Origin of the sequence: Pseudomonas sp. DG56-2 (assembly GCF_004803755.1) — a bacterium.
In the GTDB taxonomy this organism is placed as follows: Bacteria; Pseudomonadota; Gammaproteobacteria; order Pseudomonadales; family Pseudomonadaceae; genus Aquipseudomonas; species Aquipseudomonas auratipiscis.
Map to the genome: position 1 here is coordinate 4,054,765 of NZ_CP032311.1, position 17,751 is coordinate 4,072,515.

The 17,751-nt window shown below is 60.5% G+C and carries 13 protein-coding genes; 7 read left to right on the forward strand and 6 right to left on the reverse strand.

What is annotated here, in order from left to right; all coding sequences use genetic code 11:
* Nucleotides 1-162: 162 nt before the first annotated feature.
* On the forward strand, nt 163-1,827 hold the full coding sequence (locus D3Z90_RS18580; RefSeq protein WP_136477399.1) for an electron transfer flavoprotein-ubiquinone oxidoreductase: 1,665 nt from the start codon (nt 163-165) through the stop codon (nt 1,825-1,827).
* A 75-nt stretch (nt 1,828-1,902) separates the two neighbouring features.
* On the opposite strand, the gene D3Z90_RS18585 is transcribed toward D3Z90_RS18580, so the two are convergent.
* On the reverse strand, nt 1,903-3,213 hold the full coding sequence (locus D3Z90_RS18585) for an MFS transporter (RefSeq protein ID WP_136477400.1): 1,311 nt from the start codon (nt 3,211-3,213) through the stop codon (nt 1,903-1,905).
* A gap of 112 nt (nt 3,214-3,325) precedes the next feature.
* Complete coding sequence (locus D3Z90_RS18590) at nt 3,326-3,805, reverse strand: histidine kinase (RefSeq protein WP_136477401.1); 480 nt, start codon at nt 3,803-3,805, stop codon at nt 3,326-3,328.
* Between the two features lie 337 nt (nt 3,806-4,142).
* On the opposite strand from D3Z90_RS18590, the gene D3Z90_RS18595 reads away from it, so the two are divergent.
* From D3Z90_RS18595 to D3Z90_RS18605, 3 genes are read left to right on the forward strand one after another with little or no spacing between them, the layout of a single operon-like run.
* A complete protein-coding gene (locus D3Z90_RS18595) occupies nt 4,143-5,321 on the forward strand; it encodes an efflux RND transporter periplasmic adaptor subunit (protein WP_136477402.1) in 1,179 nt (392 codons plus the stop codon).
* A complete protein-coding gene (locus D3Z90_RS18600) occupies nt 5,322-7,289 on the forward strand; it encodes a MacB family efflux pump subunit (protein ID WP_136477403.1) in 1,968 nt (655 codons plus the stop codon).
* Nucleotides 7,290-7,292: 3 nt separating this feature from the next.
* Complete coding sequence (locus D3Z90_RS18605) at nt 7,293-8,699, forward strand: efflux transporter outer membrane subunit (RefSeq protein ID WP_136477404.1); 1,407 nt, start codon at nt 7,293-7,295, stop codon at nt 8,697-8,699.
* Between the two features lie 38 nt (nt 8,700-8,737).
* Here D3Z90_RS18605 and D3Z90_RS18610 read toward each other — a convergent pair whose 3' ends face one another.
* The 4 genes from D3Z90_RS18610 to D3Z90_RS18625 all read right to left on the reverse strand — a co-directional run bounded on the left by D3Z90_RS18610 (nt 8,738) and on the right by D3Z90_RS18625 (nt 14,187).
* Nucleotides 8,738-10,360 carry a twin-arginine translocation signal domain-containing protein gene (locus D3Z90_RS18610; protein ID WP_136477405.1) on the reverse strand — a complete coding sequence of 541 codons (1,623 nt, stop codon included), beginning with the start codon at nt 10,358-10,360 and terminating at the stop codon, nt 8,738-8,740.
* Between the two features lie 228 nt (nt 10,361-10,588).
* Nucleotides 10,589-12,001, reverse strand: a complete 1,413-nt coding sequence (locus D3Z90_RS18615) for an aspartate aminotransferase family protein (protein ID WP_136477406.1) — start codon at nt 11,999-12,001, stop codon at nt 10,589-10,591.
* Nucleotides 12,002-12,184: 183 nt separating this feature from the next.
* Nucleotides 12,185-13,507: an ATP-binding protein gene (locus tag D3Z90_RS18620; RefSeq protein ID WP_136477407.1), complete on the reverse strand. Its 1,323-nt coding sequence runs from the start codon at nt 13,505-13,507 to the stop codon at nt 12,185-12,187.
* The gene (locus tag D3Z90_RS18625) at nt 13,504-14,187 is read right to left on the reverse strand and encodes a response regulator transcription factor (protein WP_136477408.1); all 684 of its coding nucleotides are present in this window, start codon (nt 14,185-14,187) and stop codon (nt 13,504-13,506) included. Before D3Z90_RS18625 ends, D3Z90_RS18620 begins: the two co-directional genes overlap by 4 nt.
* Before the next feature lie 172 nt (nt 14,188-14,359).
* On the opposite strand from D3Z90_RS18625, the gene dsbD reads away from it, so the two are divergent.
* From dsbD to dsbG, 3 genes are read left to right on the forward strand one after another with little or no spacing between them, the layout of a single operon-like run.
* A complete protein-coding gene (gene dsbD, locus D3Z90_RS18630; RefSeq protein ID WP_136477409.1) occupies nt 14,360-16,063 on the forward strand; it encodes a protein-disulfide reductase DsbD in 1,704 nt (567 codons plus the stop codon).
* Nucleotides 16,063-16,920, forward strand: coding sequence for a TlpA disulfide reductase family protein (locus tag D3Z90_RS18635; RefSeq protein ID WP_136477410.1), 858 nt, complete (start codon nt 16,063-16,065; stop codon nt 16,918-16,920). Before dsbD ends, D3Z90_RS18635 begins: the two co-directional genes overlap by 1 nt.
* Nucleotides 16,905-17,669 carry a thiol:disulfide interchange protein DsbG gene (gene dsbG / locus D3Z90_RS18640; protein ID WP_136477411.1) on the forward strand — a complete coding sequence of 255 codons (765 nt, stop codon included), beginning with the start codon at nt 16,905-16,907 and terminating at the stop codon, nt 17,667-17,669. Before D3Z90_RS18635 ends, dsbG begins: the two co-directional genes overlap by 16 nt.
* Nucleotides 17,670-17,751 lie beyond the last annotated feature (82 nt).

Here is a 17,751-nt window from a genome sequence, read left to right on the forward strand (position 1 = left end):
ACGTTTGTATTGGACCCCGCCAGTGGTGTAGATATAATGCGCGGCCAAGAGAAAGCGGTGTAGTCCGTCAGCACTCGAGCTACAGCTCAAGCGTACCGAATAATGACCGCCTGACACCCGCCAACAAAGAAAAACCGATGAGCCTTGAGTAGGAGAGAACCTGTGGAACGCGAATACATGGAATTCGACGTGGTCATCGTCGGCGCTGGCCCGGCGGGCCTGTCCGCCGCCTGCCGACTGAAGCAGAAGGCCGCCGAAGCCGGTAACGAAATCAGCGTCTGCGTGGTCGAGAAAGGCTCGGAAGTCGGTGCCCACATCCTTTCCGGCGCGGTGTTCGAACCACGCGCCCTGAACGAACTGTTCCCGGACTGGAAAGAACTCGGCGCCCCGCTCAACACCGAAGTCAAACGCGACGACATCTACGTGCTCAAGGATGCCGGCAGCTCGGTCAAGGTGCCTGACCTGTTCGTGCCCAAGACCATGCACAACGAAGGTAACTACATCATTTCTCTGGGCAACCTGTGCCGCTGGCTGGCCCAGCAGGCCGAGAACCTGGGTGTGGAAATCTACCCAGGCTTCGCCGCCCAGGAAGCGCTGTTCGACGAAAACGGTGTCGTGCGCGGGATCATCACGGGCGACCTGGGTGTCGACCGTGAAGGCAATCCGAAAGACGGCCTGTACACCCCAGGCATGGAGTTGCGTGGCAAGTACACCCTGTTCGCCGAAGGCTGCCGCGGCCACTTGGGCAAGCAACTGATCAAGCGTTTCAACCTGGACAGCGACTCCGACGTGCAGCACTACGGCATCGGCCTGAAGGAAATCTGGGAAATCGATCCGGCCAAGCATGAGCAAGGCCTGGTTGTGCATACCGCTGGCTGGCCGCTGGATGTAATGGCCAAGGAGAACACCGGTGGTTCGTTCCTCTATCACCTGGAAAACAACCAGGTAGTAGTCGGTCTGATCGTCGACCTGTCCTACAGCAATGCCTACCTGTCGCCGTTCGACGAGTTCCAACGCCTCAAGCACCACCCAGTGATCAGCCAGTACCTCGAAGGCGGCAAGCGCATCAGCTACGGCGCTCGCGCCCTGGCCAAAGGCGGCCTGAACTCGCTGCCGAAAATGGTCTTCGCTGGTGGCGCTCTGATCGGCTGCGACCTGGGCACCATGAACGTGGCCAAGATCAAAGGCAGCCACACTGCGATGAAATCCGGCATGCTGGCGGCTGAAGCGGTGGCCGATGCATTGCTCGCGGGCAGTGAAGGTGGCGATCAGCTCAACAGCTACGTCGAGGCTTTCAAAGCCAGCTGGCTGCACGAAGAACTGTTCGCCAGCCGCAACTTCGGCCCGGCAATGCACAAGTTCGGCCCAATGCTCGGTGCTGCGTTCAACTACCTCGACCAGAACTGGTTCGGTGGCAAGCTGCCGTTCACCCTGCACGACACCAAGCCGGACTACGCCTGCCTGAAGCTTGCCGCCGATTCGAAGAAAATCGACTATCCCAAGCCAGACGGCAAGCTGAGCTTCGACAAGCTCAGCTCGGTGTTCCTCTCCAGCACCAACCATGAAGAAGAGCAGCCGTGCCACCTGAAACTGGCCGACGCAGGAATTCCGATCGGCACCAACCTGCCGCTCTACGACGAACCCGCCCAGCGCTACTGCCCGGCAGGTGTGTACGAGGTGGTGACCCAGGAAGACGGCAACAAACGCTTCCAGATCAACGCCCAGAACTGCGTGCACTGCAAGACCTGTGACATCAAGGACCCTTCGCAGAACATCACCTGGGTAACGCCGGAAGGCGCTGGTGGCCCGACTTACCCGAACATGTAAGTCAGCACCCAACAAAAAGCCCCCTCGCCTTGCGGCCAGGGGGCTTTTTTCCGACTGCGTATTACGCCCGCCTACTCAGCAGCGCACCGCGTCTGCCTCGTAGTCCAATGTTTCTCGTGTCGCAAAGTAGCATGCCGTGAGCAGTCCCACAGCGCCCATAATCAGACTGAACCCAACGCATACCCAGGGGCTCCAGGGCATCAGCGCTATAAGCATCAGCGGCGTAGTACTGGCCCATAGTGCATAGGCGATATTGTAGGTGAAGGAGATGCCCGAAACGCGGATCGGCGCCGGAAACAACCCGACCATCACTGAAGGCACCACTCCCACTACCCCGCAAGCCAGACCGGCTACCGCGTAGGCCAACCCAGGCCACTGCCAGCCACTCACCAGACTGGTATACAAGGCCGCGATACCCAGCGGCAGCAGCAGGCTGTAGATCATCAGTGCCCGCCATGCACCGATGCGGTCGACCAGCAGCCCGGCCAATACACAGCCAATATTGAGAAAGACAATCCCCATACTGCTCAAGGCGAAGGTATGACCAGCGCTCATGCCAAAGCGTTGCTGCATGACGGTCGGGGTTATCACCACCAACACCACCACTGCCGATGTCAGCACGCAGGTGAGTAGCGCCGCTGGAAGCAAAGCACGGCGGTGTTCAGTCAACACCGTACGCAGCGGAAAGGCCACCGGCTGTTCACGGCGGTCGCGCATGGCCAGGAAAACCGGGGTTTCACTCAACCAGCGGCGTAGCCACACCCCGATCACGCCAAATACCCCACCCAACAGAAACGGAAAGCGCCAGGCGTAATCGAGGATCTCTTGGGCGGTAAACATCTGCGCCAACAGCGTGGCAGTCAAGGCACCGAGCAGATAGCCGAAGGTCAGACCTGCCTGGAGGAAGCCCAAGGCATAGCCGCGGCGGCCGGCCGGAGTGTGCTCGGCAACGAACACCCAGGCACTTGGCACTTCGCCACCCACTGCCGCGCCCTGGAAAATACGCAGTGCCAGCAGAATCAGCGGCGCGAAATAGCCGATATCGGCATAAGTAGGCATCACCCCGATCAGCAGGCAAGGCAACGCCATCATCAGGATGCTCAAGCTGAAGACCTTCTTGCGCCCCAGGTGATCCGCAAAATGCGCCATGAGAATGCCGCCCAACGGCCTCGCCAGATAGCCGGTGACGAAAATCCCGAAACTCTGCAGTAAACGTAGCCATTCCGGCATTTCTGGCGGGAAGAACAACTGGCTCAGGGTCAGGGCGAAAAACACGAAAATGATGAAATCGTAGATTTCCAGGGCACCGCCCAATGCTGCCAGGCTCAGGGTCTTGTGATGACTGCGCGTCAGGCGTAACGCAGGCGCAGGCGAGGTGGCTGTCATAGAAGCAATCCGTCAATCGATAGGCATCCGCACGCTTGCTGGCGCGAGGGCAAACGCAAGAGGATAGCAAAACACCCCATCGGGATGTGCTGGCGGAGGCTACGGCTATCGATCAGCGAGAGAAAATAGAATGCGCGAAGCTTGCCCGTCGCGGTGCATAGCCGCGATGGTTTCCATGCTCATAGACCCCCGGCAACTGCCCGATCACCCTGGGCATATCAATGATCGCCATGAAGCTTTGCATGGTTTCGTTGTCTGGCACTTTAGGCAGGCTGACATTGACCGACTGGCGCTGACCACTGGGAATGGCCGGAACCTTCAGGTGCTGAGACTCATAAAGCAAGGCGTGCTGAATCTGCGTATTAACCTGGCAATAACGCTCAAGATCGACCCCGACATGACTGGCAAGGTCGATATTGCCAACCAGCAGATTGAATGGTTGCAACGCGCCCTGCACCAATCGCTGCAAGTCCTCGAAAGACTCCACAGGCGCTATGCGGTAGTAGCCCATGCCATTGAGCATTTTTTCCAACTGCATCAATTGCATCGGATGCTCATCGGCAATCAGTATCCGCAGGGATTTGTCTGGCATCGTCATTGACCAAGGCAAATAAGCGTTAAAGGCACTCCTCGACCGTACTGCGCCAATAAATCAACTTCAGGCTGGTGGCAGGCACTTCGCCAGACACAAGGTGTTCATTGATAGTTGTAGGGAAACCCGCATAAATCAAGGACAGCCTGGGAGAAATTTGAGTGATGGCACTAAACCCAAATACAAATTATAATTATTCGTAACCAAGCCTTGCTGTCGTGCCTTCCCGTCGCGGTAAATTCTGTCGCGAGAATCTCGTTTACCTGAAGCTTTACGTGTATGTCGTGGTTGCCTGGCAACACGACGCCACGCCCCATCCCTTTGGCTGGAACTCTGCATGAGACGTCCTTCAAAAAAACGCCGGCTGATACTCTGCGGCCTCGGCCTGCTCAGCCTGAGCGCCTTGCTTGCATGGAAAATCCTTTCCCCCGGCGCCGACCCGCTCAGCACTGTCAGCGTGACGCGCAATGACATCGAAAGCAGTGTCACGGCTTTGGGCACCTTGCAACCTCGGCGCTATGTGGACGTCGGTGCACAGGCTTCCGGACAGATCCGCAAATTGCATGTGGAGGTGGGCGATCAGGTGAAGGCTGGCCAGTTGCTGGTCGAGATCGATCCTTCTACCCAGCAAGCGAAGCTCGATGCAGGGCGCTTCTCGATCGACAACCTCAAGGCGCAGCTCGCAGAACAGCAAGCCCAGTACCTACTCGCCGAGCAACAGTACAAGCGCCAGCGCAATCTCGCTGCCGGCGGCGCGACCCGCGAAGAAGATGTGCAAAGCGCCCAGGCACAGCTCAAGGTGACCCAAGCACGTATCGACATGTACCGCGCGCAGATCCGCCAGGCCCAGGCCAGTCTGCGCAGTGACGAAGCCGAGCTGGGGTACACGCGCATCTATGCACCGATGTCCGGCACCGTCGTCGCTGTCGATGCCCGCGAAGGTCAAACCCTCAACGCCCAGCAGCAGACACCATTGATACTGCGTATTGCCAAATTGTCGCCAATGACTGTTTGGGCCGAAGTGTCCGAAGCCGACATCGGCCATGTCAAACCCGGCATGGCGGCCTACTTCACCACCCTCGCCGGCGGCAAGCGGCGCTGGACCAGCACTGTGCGCCAGATTCTTCCCGTGCCGCCCAAACCCCTGGACCAGTCCAATCAAGGCGGCGGCAGCCCGGCCAGCGCCAGTGGTGGTAGCGCCGGCGGTAAAGTGGTGCTGTACACCGTACTGCTGGACGTCGACAACCCCGACAACGCGCTGATGGCTGAAATGACCACCCAGGTATTCTTCGTTGCCGGTCGCGCCAGCAAAGTGCTGACCGTACCGGTGGCAGCCCTCGACGAAGACGCCAGCAATGAGAACCTGCAGATTGCCCAGGTGCTCGATGCCAGCGGCAAGGTCGAGCAACGCCAGGTTCGCACGGGGCTGAGCGACCGTCTGCGGGTACAGGTGTTGGAGGGCTTGAATGAAGGTGAGCGACTGTTGATCGGCGCACCTGCTGCCAGCGGAGGTTGAATGAGCACCCCGCTGATCGAGCTGTGCGACATTCGCAAATCCTACGGCGGCGTCGATACGCCCAAGGTCGAGGTGGTCCGTGGCATCAGCCTGGCCATCCATCCCGGAGAGTTCGTCGCCATCGTCGGTGCCTCCGGCTCCGGCAAGTCAACGCTGATGAACATCCTCGGTTGTCTTGATCGGCCGACATCAGGCCAGTACCTGTTCGCCGGCAAGAACGTTGCCGACCTGGACAGCGATGAACTGGCGTGGCTTCGCCGCGAAGCCTTCGGTTTCGTCTTCCAGGGCTACCACCTGATTGCCTCGGGCTCGGCTCAGGAGAATGTCGAGATGCCGGCCATCTATGCTGGGACCCCCGCTGATGAACGTCACGCTCGCGCAGCGGCCTTACTCGAACGCCTGGGCCTGGCCAGCCGTACCGGCAACCGTCCGCATCAGCTCTCAGGCGGTCAGCAGCAACGAGTGTCGATTGCGCGGGCATTGATGAACGGCGGCCACATCATTCTTGCCGACGAACCTACCGGCGCCCTCGACAGCCAAAGCGGTGCCGAGGTCATGGCGTTGCTGGATGAACTGGCGAGCCAAGGCCATGTAGTTATCCTGATTACTCATGATCGCGAAGTGGCGGCACGGGCCAAACGGATCATCGAGATCCGCGATGGCTTGATCCTCAGCGATTCGGCCCATGAAAACTCCAATGCACAGGAACATCACGAAGGCTTGCAGGCCGAAGACCTGCGCCAACGCCTGGATCAAGGTGCTACCCACAGCGGTGCCTGGAAAGGCGAGCTGCTCGAGTCACTGCAAGCCGCCTGGCGGGTCATGTGGATCAATCGCTTCCGCACCGCGCTGACCTTGCTCGGCATCGTTATCGGCGTGGCTTCGGTTGTAGTCATGCTCGCGGTTGGGGAAGGAAGCAAGCGCCAGGTCATGGCGCAAATGGCCGCATTTGGTTCCAACATTCTCTACCTAAGTGGCAGCGCACCGACCCTACGCGAACCTGCCGGCATCGTCACCCTCGACGATGTGGCTGCGGTTGGTAGCCTGCCCCAGGTCAAGATGATCATGCCGGTGATCGGCAACACCCTGATGGTGCGTTACGGCAACAACAACCAACAGTTTTATGTGGGTGGCAACAACACCTACTTCTCCGAAATATTCAACTGGCCGGTGGTCGAGGGCAGCTTTTTTACCGAGGCCGACGAACGCGCCGCCGCGGCTGTCGCCGTGATCGGCCAGAAGGTCAAAGAGAAGCTGTTCGGTACGCAGATCAACCCGATCGGCCAGTACATCCTGGTGGAGAACGTACCGTTCCAGGTCGTTGGCATCCTCAAAGGCAAAGGCGCCAGCTCCGGCGACCAGGACAGCGACGAGCGTATCGTGGTGCCCTACTCCGCGGCTGCCATTCGCCTGTTCGGCAGCCGCAACCCGGAATACGTCACCATCGCTGCCAGCGACTCCCAACGCGTTGCGCAAACCGAAGCTGCAATCAACAAACTGATGCGCAAGCTGCACAACGGCAAGCACGACTATGAGCTGAGCAACGACGCCGCTCTGATCCAGGCTGAAGCGCGAACCCAGAACACTCTGTCGCTGATGCTCGGCTCGATTGCTGCGATTTCGCTGCTGGTTGGCGGCATTGGTGTGATGAACATCATGTTGATGACCGTACGCGAACGCACGCGTGAGATCGGAATCCGCATGGCCACTGGTGCCAGGCAGCGCGATATTCTGCGTCAGTTCCTCAGCGAGGCGGTACTGCTGTCAATGGTCGGCGGCATTACCGGTATTGCCCTGGCCCTGATGATTGGTGGCGTATTGCTGCTTGGCAACATTGCCGTGGCCTTTTCCCTGGCGGCCGTACTCGGCGCCTTTGCCTGCGCAGTGGCCACTGGCGTGGTGTTCGGCTTCATGCCGGCGCGCAAGGCCGCCCGTCTCGACCCAGTCAAAGCCCTTACCAGCGAATAATCAATGAACCTGCCCAGCCGCCTCAGTGTGTTGTCCATCAGCTTGCTTATCGCTGCCTGCAGCTACAACCGCACACCGCCGCAAAGCGGCCTGGAGGCACCCAAACAATGGCAAGGCCCCAGCAGCAATCTGCTTGTGTCGCTGCCGCAACAGCAATGGTGGCAACAATTCTCCAGCGCCCCGCTCAATCGACTGATTGCACACGCGCGGCACAACAGCTTCGATCTTGCCGCCGCAGTGGCCAGAGTTCGCCAGGCACAGGCCTCGGCGGTTATCGCTGGCGCACCGCTGCTGCCGGAGGTCAAGTTTGGCCTGGACGGCCGTCGTCAGCACCAGATGCGCGGTACAGATTTCAACCAGGACGATGGCAATAACAGTGAACGCACCAGCACCACGTTCAGCACTCGCCTGAGTGCCAGCTACGAAGTCGACTTCTGGGGTGGCAAAGTCGCCGCGCGCGACAGCGCCCTGCTCGATCTGGATGCCAGCCAATACGACCGTGAGACGGTGGAACTGACCCTGCTGAGCGGGGTTGCAGACAGCTACCTGCAGAGTTTGGCGCTGGCCGAACAGGTACGTATTGCCCAGCTCAACCTGGCCAACGCTCGTGACGTGCTGCGCCTGGTACAGACCCGCTACGACTCAGGTTCAGCCACGGCCCTGGAACTGGCCCAACAACGCAGCCTGGTGGCCGGTCAAGCACGTCAGGTGCCATTGTTCGAGCAGCAATTGCAGGAAGCGCGCATCACCCTGGCCACCTTGCTTGGCGAGCCTGTGCAAGAGCTGGCACCGATTCAGGAGTCGTTGCACGCGGTGCGCTGGCCCGAAATTGGAAGCGGCGTTCCCAGCCAACTGTTAGCCCGCCGACCCGATATCGCCGCAGCCGAAGCGCGCCTGGCTGCAGCCCAGGCCAATGTCCAGGTAGCACGCGCAGCCATGCTGCCCAGTCTTACCCTGGGTGCCGACCTTGGCTCGGGAGCCGAAACCTTTTCACAGATACTGCGCAGCCCCTACTACGCACTGACCGCGGGCGTGGCCGCGCCGATCTTCAACAATGGCCGCCTGCGCGCCGAACGGGACAAGGCCAGCGCCAGGCAAGAGGAGTTGTTGCAGGACTATCGCAGCAGCATCGTTGCCGGCTTTGCAGACGTCGAAAAGGCGCTCAATGGCATTAGCGGTGTAGACGAGCAGCGCCAGTGGCAGGATCAGGAAGTCGAACAGGCACGCACCGCCTTCACGCTATCCGAAAGCCGCTACCAGGCCGGGGCCGAAACCTTGCTGACTGTTCTGGAAACGCAGCGCACGCTCTACCAGGCGCAAGACCAACAAGTGCAATTGCACCTGGCCCGGCTGCAAGGCAGCGTGGCGCTGTACAAAGCGTTGGGAGGCGGTTGGCAAGTCAGTCGCTGACAGACCTTCGCGGGGCAAACCTGTGCCCCGCAATTGCTTCAGGAAACGATCCCGCGCAGTGACAAGTGGCGGGCATACCACGGGCGCTGCGGCACACGCCGGACCCAATTGCCAATATTGTCCTCATCGCCAAAGGTGATGCGCAAGGCAAGCTTCATGGTTTCCACATCCATCTCCACCGACTTGCCCGGGAACGTTCCTGGCACAGTGCTGCAACCATGAGTCACGGGCCCAAGCCACGGGTCGTCCACCTCGACCCAACGCCCAGGGGCAAACCATTGGACACCATTGACCTCAAGCCGTTGAACTTGGCCTGGATTGTGGCGTTCATGGGCGCGATACCAGTCATCGATACGATCATCGATCCAGCCATGAAAGCCCCAGAACACCGGACTCACATGGGACGAAAACGGGTCGCCGAGAAAGTCGTTCTGCGCTGCGAACCAACGTGAACCGAAATCGGAAGGATCACGCGCAAACGGCACTGGCGCACCATTGACCGGATCACGGGGCACTGAGGCCCAGCACATGTGCAACCAGTCATGCAGGTTCATCTCCAGCTCCGAACCAAACGCACCGAGTGTCAGCTTCGACAGGTAGTGCGGATCCTGATACTGGGATTCCCAGACTTGAAAATTGCTGCAGTAGGTTTCCCCGGCCTTGATCGCAGATACCCATTGCCCATACGCCTCATCGTCCGGCGCAAGCCAGGTGGGCGGTACGCAATTTCCGTCATGGTTGTCAAAGTAGCGAGCAAAACCTTGGCGGTCCTGCTCGACCGCAGGCCTTGGCCTGGGGAAATGTGGCCAGGATGGCAAATCCTGCAGGGTGCGCGCGGCACCGAGCATATGCCGGTGCATGAACAGAAAATCGATACCCGAGCCGTTGCGATGCTTGCGCGGCCCGCGGGCATCGCGCTCATGGTCGCGCGGTCCGGGCTGCCATCCCAGCCCGCGCAAGGCCCCCTGTTTTCGTTCAGAAAGGTTGTGCCACTTGTCACGTGTCGCATGCCAGAGCTGGTGAAACAAACGATGCTCGGCACTCACCACCCAAGCCTGGAGTTCCGGGGTATAGGGCAACCGCTCGCGCGCCTCGGGAAACGGCCGTTTGACCGCGACAAAATGGCTGTCCAACAGCGGCAACGCCAGAGAACGCTGCAAAGGCTGAAGGTGACCACTCAAGCTGGCGCTGCCGGCATTGGCGAAATTTCCCCACACTTCATCCAACGTGGCGACACACTCATAGCCTGGGCCGCCCTGATTACTCAACAGACGCCAACGAATCTGCGCACTGGAGGCGCCAACCAGATCGCCCAGCACTCGGTAAGCCACTGGCCCCGGCCCTTCCAGACGGCTCTTCTCATCGACGAAGCCGCGCAAACCTCGACCTTTGGTGGCAACGTCCAGGTAAAGTTGCAGGCCGTGTTCGGGCAAGCCTGCAATCGCAGCCTGGCTGCCGGACAAGCGCAAGTCCCACACGCCACGCAACTGATCTGCCAATTGCTGGCCGGCAAGGTCGGCCAACTCGACACTGGCTTCACCTGGGGTAACGATATCGTCCTCAGGATCGTGGTTCAGTTTCTTATGCGCATAGTAGGCTGCGGGCACCGCTGCGCCTGCTACTGCCAGCCCCGCCATGAAACCTCGCCGCGATATCGTCATTGTTCTACCCGTTTGCGCCATCAAAGCAGGCGGTATCCAAGCTAGAACGTATCGAGCCGAAGGAAATTTAAGCGCCGGGGTGACAGCTAATCCATACGCACGAGCATGGGTTTCCAAGGTGAATTCTTTCTAGGCAAGGACATCGACCAGCAGATTCTCAAATTCGGGAGCAGGCCCGTACCTACCGGTTGTGCACCGTTTGGTAGGGCGGGCTTGCCCAGCGATCTACTACAGACTTGCCACCGCCGCGCCCAGAGCACGCTCGAATCGAACGGCCACTTCGTCAACTTGTTCAGCAGTGATAACCAGAGGCGGCAAGAAACGCACGACAGCACCCTGGCGCCCCCCCAGCTCAAGAATCAACCCACGCTTGAGGCATTCGCGCTGAACCAGGGGAGCCAGTCGCGCACATGCCGCCGGATGCCCTTGAGCGTCCTTCGCACTTGCCGGGTCGACCAATTCGACACCCAGCATCAGGCCGCGACCCCGGATGTCCCCCAATTGCGCAAAGCGCGCCTGTAGACGCCGCAAATGCCCACTCAGGCGCTCGCCCATTGCCTGGGCGTGGGCGCACAGGTCGTGTTCTTTGATGTACTTCATGACCGCCGAGCCTGCGGCCATGGCCATCTGGTTGCCGCGGAAGGTACCGGCATGCGCGCCTGGCTGCCAGGTATCGAGCCACTGGCGGTAGACCACTACGGCCAGCGGCAGGCTGCCGCCGATAGCCTTTGACATCACCACGACATCAGGAATGATCCCTGCGTGCTCGAAGGCAAACATTTTACCAGTGCGGGCAAATCCACTCTGGATTTCATCGACAATCAATGCCACGCCGGCCTTCTCGGTAATGCGTCGCACCCCGCGCAGCCATTCCAGATCAGCCGGAATGACGCCGCCTTCGCCTTGCACTGCCTCGACAATCACCGCCGCCGGCAGTTGCACGCCGCCTTCCGGATCGTTGAGCAAGTTTTCCAGGTAATGCAGGTTGACCTTGACCCCCGCCTCGCCGCCCAAGCCGAACGGGCAGCGGTAATCGTAGGGATAGGGCAGAAATTGCACGCCATTGCTCAACAGTGCCGCCAATGGCTTTTTCGGCCCCAAGCTGCCCATCAAGCTCAACGCACCCTGGGACATGCCGTGATAACCGCCTTGAAACGACAGCACCGTGCTGCGGCCGGTGGCGGTACGCACCAGCTTCAAGGCCGCTTCCACTGCATCGGTACCGGTCGGTCCGCAGAACTGAATCTTTGCCTCATCACGCAAGGCCGGTGGCAACAGTCCGAACAGATCCTGGACGAATTGATCTTTGACGGGTGTGGTGAGATCGAGGGTATGCAGGGGCAATTCATCGGCCAGCACTTGCTGGATGGCCTCGATCACTACCGGATGATTGTGCCCCAGGGCCAGCGTCCCGGCACCCGCCAGACAATCGATGAACTGCCGGCCTTCAACGTCCTCGACATATAGGCCGCGAGCTTTTTTCAACGCCAGGGGGATGCGTCGCGGGTAGCTACGGGCATTGGACTCCTGCTGGCTTTGGCGAGTCAGCAAGGGCGACTCTTGGAAGTGATAAAGCGTTTCGACCGCGGCCACGTCTGAAGACACCGACAACGGCTGGGCAAGGCTGATAGCGACTGACATCGGGGGAAACCCTCGCAAGCAAGCGGATGTACCCGTCACGCGCCTGCTCGCAGATGTGTGTCGGGGTGTTATCGCTTGAAAAACGCTTCAGGTGCGAGTGGATTTAGGCCAAAAAAATACTTTTATCGCGGGGCTGCGATCGCTTCAGCAATGAAACGTCGATCTGCCCCGCCCCGCGATGGGTTACACAGCGCGCGTAGGGATATTCAACTGTACCCGTAGGCCGTCGCTACGATTGTCGAAGTGCAGCGAGCCCGCGCAACGCTGGACAATGGCCTGGACAATGGCCAGGCCCAGACCACAACCGCCGCTTTGTCCGTTACGCCAGAAACGCTCGGTGAGTCGTTCCAGATCCTGTTCGGCAATGCCCGCGCCGTGGTCGCGCACCTGAAAGACCACCTGTCCTTTTTCCATCTGCACCGCCAGATCCACAGGCTCGGGACCACGGGTATGGCGCAACGCATTGTCGAGCAAGTTGCGCAAGGCCGTCACGGCCAAGGGTGAAGGCATATCCAGATATGCCTGGGCAGCCTCCGGGGCCAATTGCAGGGCTATGCGCTGCGAATCACCCAAGCCGGTGTCCTGGATGGCCTGACGCGCCACCTGCTCGGCACTGCACTGCACACCGTCTTCGAAAGACAGACTGCCTTCGACCCGGGCCAGCAAGAGCAACTGTTCCAAGGTCCGGTGCAAGCGATCAGCACCCTGTTCTGCATGTTCCAAGGCCTGCTCGCGCGCCGCGCCGTCGGTCATCCGCGCTACCTGCAGATGGGTCTTGATAGCGGTCAACGGCGTGCGCAGCTCATGGGCGGCATCGTCGGTCAGACGCCGTTCGCGCTCGATGGTCTGGGCAATACGCAGGAACAACTGGTTCTGGGTGTCCAGTAGCGGTTGCAGCTCACTGGGCAAGGCACGCACCTGCAAGGGCTCCAGAGCGTCCGGCCGACGCCGGCGCAAGGCATCGCGCATACGATTGAGCGGCGCCAGCCCCTTGCCGATACCGATCCACAGCAAGCCCAGGCTGCCGAGCAATGCCACCAGCACCGGTGCCGAGGCCGCCAGCAGGATCGAGCGGTTCAAAGCCTCGCGCTCCTGATGACGGTCCGCGGTGGTGATGCGCACATCGCCGCGGTAGTAGGTAAAGGTGCGCCACCGCGCGCCTTCGATAGTCTGGTCACGAAAGCCGCTGCGGTCATCATTGAGGGCGTGCTCCTGACCGTGGTTGCGGGCAATGATCTCACCGCGCAGGGAACTGACCTGACAGGCCATGCCATCCGGGACGCTGAGCTGATCGGCACTCAGTTGCGTGCCTTCGCCCTTGGCAACCAGTGGTTGTGGCAACTGATCGATCAGCCCGGCAACCATGCGTGCCGAAGCCACCAGACGCTGGTCCAGAGAGAACATCATTTGGTAACGCAGGTCGCGCAGCATCCAGGCTGCCGCCAGCGCCCAGATCAGCACAAAGGCGGTGCCCAGAATCAACGTCAGGCGTACGCGCAAACTCATTGCTGTGCTTCCCCTGGCAACTGCGCCGGCCCCAGGCGATAGCCCAACCCGCGCACAGTTTCGACGATCCCGTTGCCCAGCTTGCGCCGCAGATGATGGATATGCACATTAAGGGCATTGCTTTCCACCTCGTCACCGAAGCCATAGACACTGTCCTTCAACTGCTCGCTGGACAACACTCGACCGCGGTTGTGCAGGAGCGCCTGCAACAATGCCTGCTCGCGGCGCGACAGGTCGACCGGTATGCCGCCCAGGCAGGTTTCACGACTGCTGGGGTCGTAACTGAGCGGGCCGTGCTCAATGGTATTCACCGCCCGACCTGCAGACCGGCGCAACAAGGTATGCAAGCGTGCGGCCAGCTCACGCAGGTCGAAGGGTTTGAGCAAATAGTCATCGGCACCCGCTTGCAGGCCATCGACCCGGTCGGTGACTGCATCGCGCGCGGTAAGCACCAGCACCGGCAGGCTCTCACCTTGCTGGCGCAGGCGCTGCAGCAACTTGAGCCCATCTTCATCGGGCAGTCCCAGGTCCAGCACCATGACATCGAAGGCCGCTGCCTGGAGCATGGCCTGCGCCGCAGCTGCCGTGGCTACCCTGTCCACAGTCATGCCCTGAGCAGTCAGGCCCGCAGCGATGCCGCTGGCAATCAGGTCGTCATCCTCGCAGAGCAATACGTGCATGATGGGTCTCAATACTAAAAGTGACAGTGAAGCGCAGGCGGATTAACTCAGGATTATGCCGTGCCAGCGCCGGATCGTCGCGGCCGGGGCGACAATTGACGCTCATGGGTTAACACTCGGTTAATCGCGCTCGGCCAGGATCGAACACTTATCGCACTGCCAAGGTTTCGACATGCGTAGATTATTGATTGCCCTGATGCTTCTGTTCAGCGGTCTGGCTCAGGCAAATCCCTTTACCCAAAGCGACTTCCTGCCAGTAGAAAAGGCCTTTGTATTCAGCAGTGAGCGGCTGGATTCGGGACAGATGCGCCTGCACTGGAAAATAACCGATGGCTATTACCTGTATCAGAAACGCCTGAAGTTCGACGGACTGCCGCCTGAACAGCACCCGACCCTGCCGAACGCCTTGCCTTACCATGATGAATACTTCGGCGATACCCAGGTATATCGAGGTGAACTTGAGTTGCTATTGCCGGCAGACGCCAGTGGCCAATTGCGCATGGGCTGGCAAGGTTGCGCTGATGCTGGCCTGTGCTATCCGCCGCAGACCAATCTGGTCAGTCTGAGCAATGTGCCTGTGGATGAGCAAGCCAGCGACCAGGCCTTGGCGGGCAACCTGCAGCAATCGACTCTGGCCTGGAGCCTGCTGGCCTTCTTCGGCCTGGGCTTGCTGTTGGCATTTACACCGTGTTCGCTTCCGATGCTGCCGATTCTCGCCGGACTGGTCCTGGGTAACGGCGTCAGTGCGCGGCGCGGCTGGTTGTTGGCCTGCGTCTATGTGCTGAGCATGGCCCTGGTGTATGCCGCGCTCGGTGTAATTGCAGCTTTGCTGGGTGGAAGTCTGCAGGCCTGGCTGCAACAACCCTGGTTGCTCGGCACCCTGGCGGGCCTGTTCATCTTGCTCGCCTTGCCGATGTTCGGTGCCTTCGAGCTGCAACTGCCGGCGTGGTTGCGCGACCGCCTGGAACGCGCGGGGCACGGCACTCGTGGCGGCAATGTCTATGGGGCGGCGCTGCTCGGCGCCCTTTCCGGTCTGCTCATGGGCCCATGCATGACCGCGCCCCTGGCCGGTGCCTTGTTGTACATCGCCCAAAGCGGCAATGCTGTGCAGGGTGCATTGGTGTTGTTCACCTTAGGCATCGGCATGGGCTTGCCGCTGTTGCTCCTGGTCACTCTGGGCAATCGCTACCTGCCACGTCCGGGCCCGTGGATGAATCTGGTCAAAGGCCTGTTCGGTTTCGTGTTCCTGGCCATGGCGCTGTATACCCTGCGCACGGTACTCGAACCTTCGCTGTGGCTGGGCCTGGGCGGGGCCTGGCTGATCGCTCTGGCCTGGGCCGCTTGGCCTGCACTGCATGGACTGCAGGCAATCCGCGCACTGCCAGTACTGCTGGGTTTCTGGGGCAGTCTGCTAGTGATCGGCGCAGCCGCCGGCGGCAGTGATCCCTGGCAGCCACTGCAACCCTTCCGCGCAGGCAGCGGCACTGTTGCCAGTGCGGTCCACGAGGATGCCTTCATCACCGTCAGTCAACCGGCCGACCTGCAACGCGAACTCGATAGCGCCAAAGCCCAAGGCCAGTGGGTGATGCTCGACTACTATGCCGATTGGTGTGTGTCGTGCAAAGTCATGGAAAAACAAGTGTTCGGCCGCGCCGATGTGTTGGACGCATTGAACGGCATTCGCTTGCTGCGCCTGGATGTGACCGCCGATGCAGCGTCCAGCCGCCAATTGCTGCAACGCTACCAGGTACCCGGCCCACCGACGATTATCTGGATCGGACCAGAAGGTAACGAGCGACGCAGCCGCCGTATCACCGGCGAAATCGATGCGCAAAACTTTCTCGAACAGTGGGCCCAGACCCGGAGTCAAGGCTGATGCTGACCGTTAACCTCGGGCCGTTGACCATGGCCGTCGACCATTTGCTGCTTATCTGTGCCTTGACCCTGGCCACCGTTGTTGGCTGGCGGGTTGCCAAGCGCGGCGGCGACAACCCGGAGTCGGTGCTGTTCAGCCTGTTCCTGCTCGGCCTGTTGGGGGCTCGCCTGGGCTTTGTACTGAGCTACTGGTCGATGTACCGCGAAGATCCCCTGCAGATCATCGACCTGCGCGATGGCGGTTTCCTGCTCTGGCCGGGCCTGCTGGTGGTTATCATCGGTGCACTGTGGCAAGGCTGGCGCCGCACCGCGCTGCGCCGACCGCTGGGTTGGGGTCTGTTTAGCGGCGCCTTGTTCTGGTTGCTTGGCAGCCTGGCCAGTCACCTCTACGAACAAGGCACGCAACTGCCCGAAGTCAGCCTGAAGAAGGCCAACGGCGAAGCGGTGCAACTCACCACCTACAGTGGCCGGCCGCTGGTTATCAACCTGTGGGCTACCTGGTGCCCACCGTGCCGTCGAGAAATGCCGGTACTGCAACAAGCGCAGCATGAACACCCGGACATCACCTTCCTGTTCGTCAACCAGGGAGAAACCCCACAGACCGTCAGCACCTTTCTCGCCACCACCGGCCTCAACCTGTCACATGTGCTGTTTGATGGCGGTGGCCAACTGGCGCAGAAAGTCGGCTCCATGGCGCTTCCTACCACGCTGTTCTACAACGCCGACGGCCGTCTTGTCGGCAGCCACCTGGGCGAGCTGTCGCGGGCCAGCCTCAGTCACGCCCTGCAATCCTTCGAGCGCGCACCTGCGCCCGCCGTCTCCAACTCCTCAAGGAACGACGCATGCACCCATTGTTGAAACTGCCTGTTAGCCTCACTTTCGGCCTGCTGGCCAGCCAGGTCATCGCGGCCGAACCGCTGCCCAAGGCTGTGCAGCAAATCGAGGCCAAGGGCGTAAAAGTCAAAGGCAGCTTCGATGCTCCCAACGGCCTGCGTGGTTACGCCGCCGAATATCAGAACCGCGGCATGGCGTTGTACCTGACGCCCGACGGCAAGCATGTGCTGGTCGGCAGTCTGTTCGATGAACAAGGCCAGGACCTGAGTGAAGCACCACTGCAGAAGCTGGTGTATGCGCCGATGGCCAAGCAAGCCTGGGCAAAAATGGAAAAGACCGCCTGGATCGCCGACGGCAAGGCTGATGCGCCACGCATCGTCTACTTGTTCAGCGACCCTAACTGCCCGTACTGCAACATGTTCTGGCAACAGGCCCGGCCATGGGTGGAGTCGGGCAAAGTACAGTTGCGCCATATCATGGTCGGCATCATTCGCGAAGACAGCCCGGGCAAATCGGCAGCGCTGATGGCCAGCAATGACCCGGCCCAGGCTCTGCACAAGCACGAGAGCGCCGGCAAGGCCAGCACACTCAAGGCACTGGATAAGATTCCTACCGCAGTGCAAGCCAAACTCGACGCCAACCTGGCGTTGATGGAGGAATTGGGCTTGTCGGCAACGCCGGCGATTTTCTATCTGGATGAACAACAGCAAATGCAGGCGCAGCAAGGTGCACCACGGCCAGACATGCTGGGGAAAATTCTGGGCAAACGCTGAGGTTTCGGCGAACGCGATCGCGGGGCAAGCCTGCTCCCACCGGGATCATCACACCCGGTGGGAGCAGGCTTGCCCCACGATG

Coding starts and splice junctions, on each gene's coding strand:
- D3Z90_RS18585 (WP_136477400.1), bottom strand. CDS start 3,213: ATGACAGCCACCTCGCCTGCGCCTGCGTTACGCCTGACGCGCAGTCAT.
- D3Z90_RS18590 (WP_136477401.1), bottom strand. CDS start 3,805: ATGCCAGACAAATCCCTGCGGATACTGATTGCCGATGAGCATCCGATG.
- D3Z90_RS18595 (WP_136477402.1), top strand. CDS start 4,143: ATGAGACGTCCTTCAAAAAAACGCCGGCTGATACTCTGCGGCCTCGGC.
- D3Z90_RS18600 (WP_136477403.1), top strand. CDS start 5,322: ATGAGCACCCCGCTGATCGAGCTGTGCGACATTCGCAAATCCTACGGC.
- D3Z90_RS18605 (WP_136477404.1), top strand. CDS start 7,293: ATGAACCTGCCCAGCCGCCTCAGTGTGTTGTCCATCAGCTTGCTTATC.
- D3Z90_RS18610 (WP_136477405.1), bottom strand. CDS start 10,360: ATGACGATATCGCGGCGAGGTTTCATGGCGGGGCTGGCAGTAGCAGGC.
- D3Z90_RS18615 (WP_136477406.1), bottom strand. CDS start 12,001: ATGTCAGTCGCTATCAGCCTTGCCCAGCCGTTGTCGGTGTCTTCAGAC.
- D3Z90_RS18620 (WP_136477407.1), bottom strand. CDS start 13,507: ATGAGTTTGCGCGTACGCCTGACGTTGATTCTGGGCACCGCCTTTGTG.
- D3Z90_RS18625 (WP_136477408.1), bottom strand. CDS start 14,187: ATGCACGTATTGCTCTGCGAGGATGACGACCTGATTGCCAGCGGCATC.
- dsbD (WP_136477409.1), top strand. CDS start 14,360: ATGCGTAGATTATTGATTGCCCTGATGCTTCTGTTCAGCGGTCTGGCT.
- D3Z90_RS18635 (WP_136477410.1), top strand. CDS start 16,063: ATGCTGACCGTTAACCTCGGGCCGTTGACCATGGCCGTCGACCATTTG.
- dsbG (WP_136477411.1), top strand. CDS start 16,905: ATGCACCCATTGTTGAAACTGCCTGTTAGCCTCACTTTCGGCCTGCTG.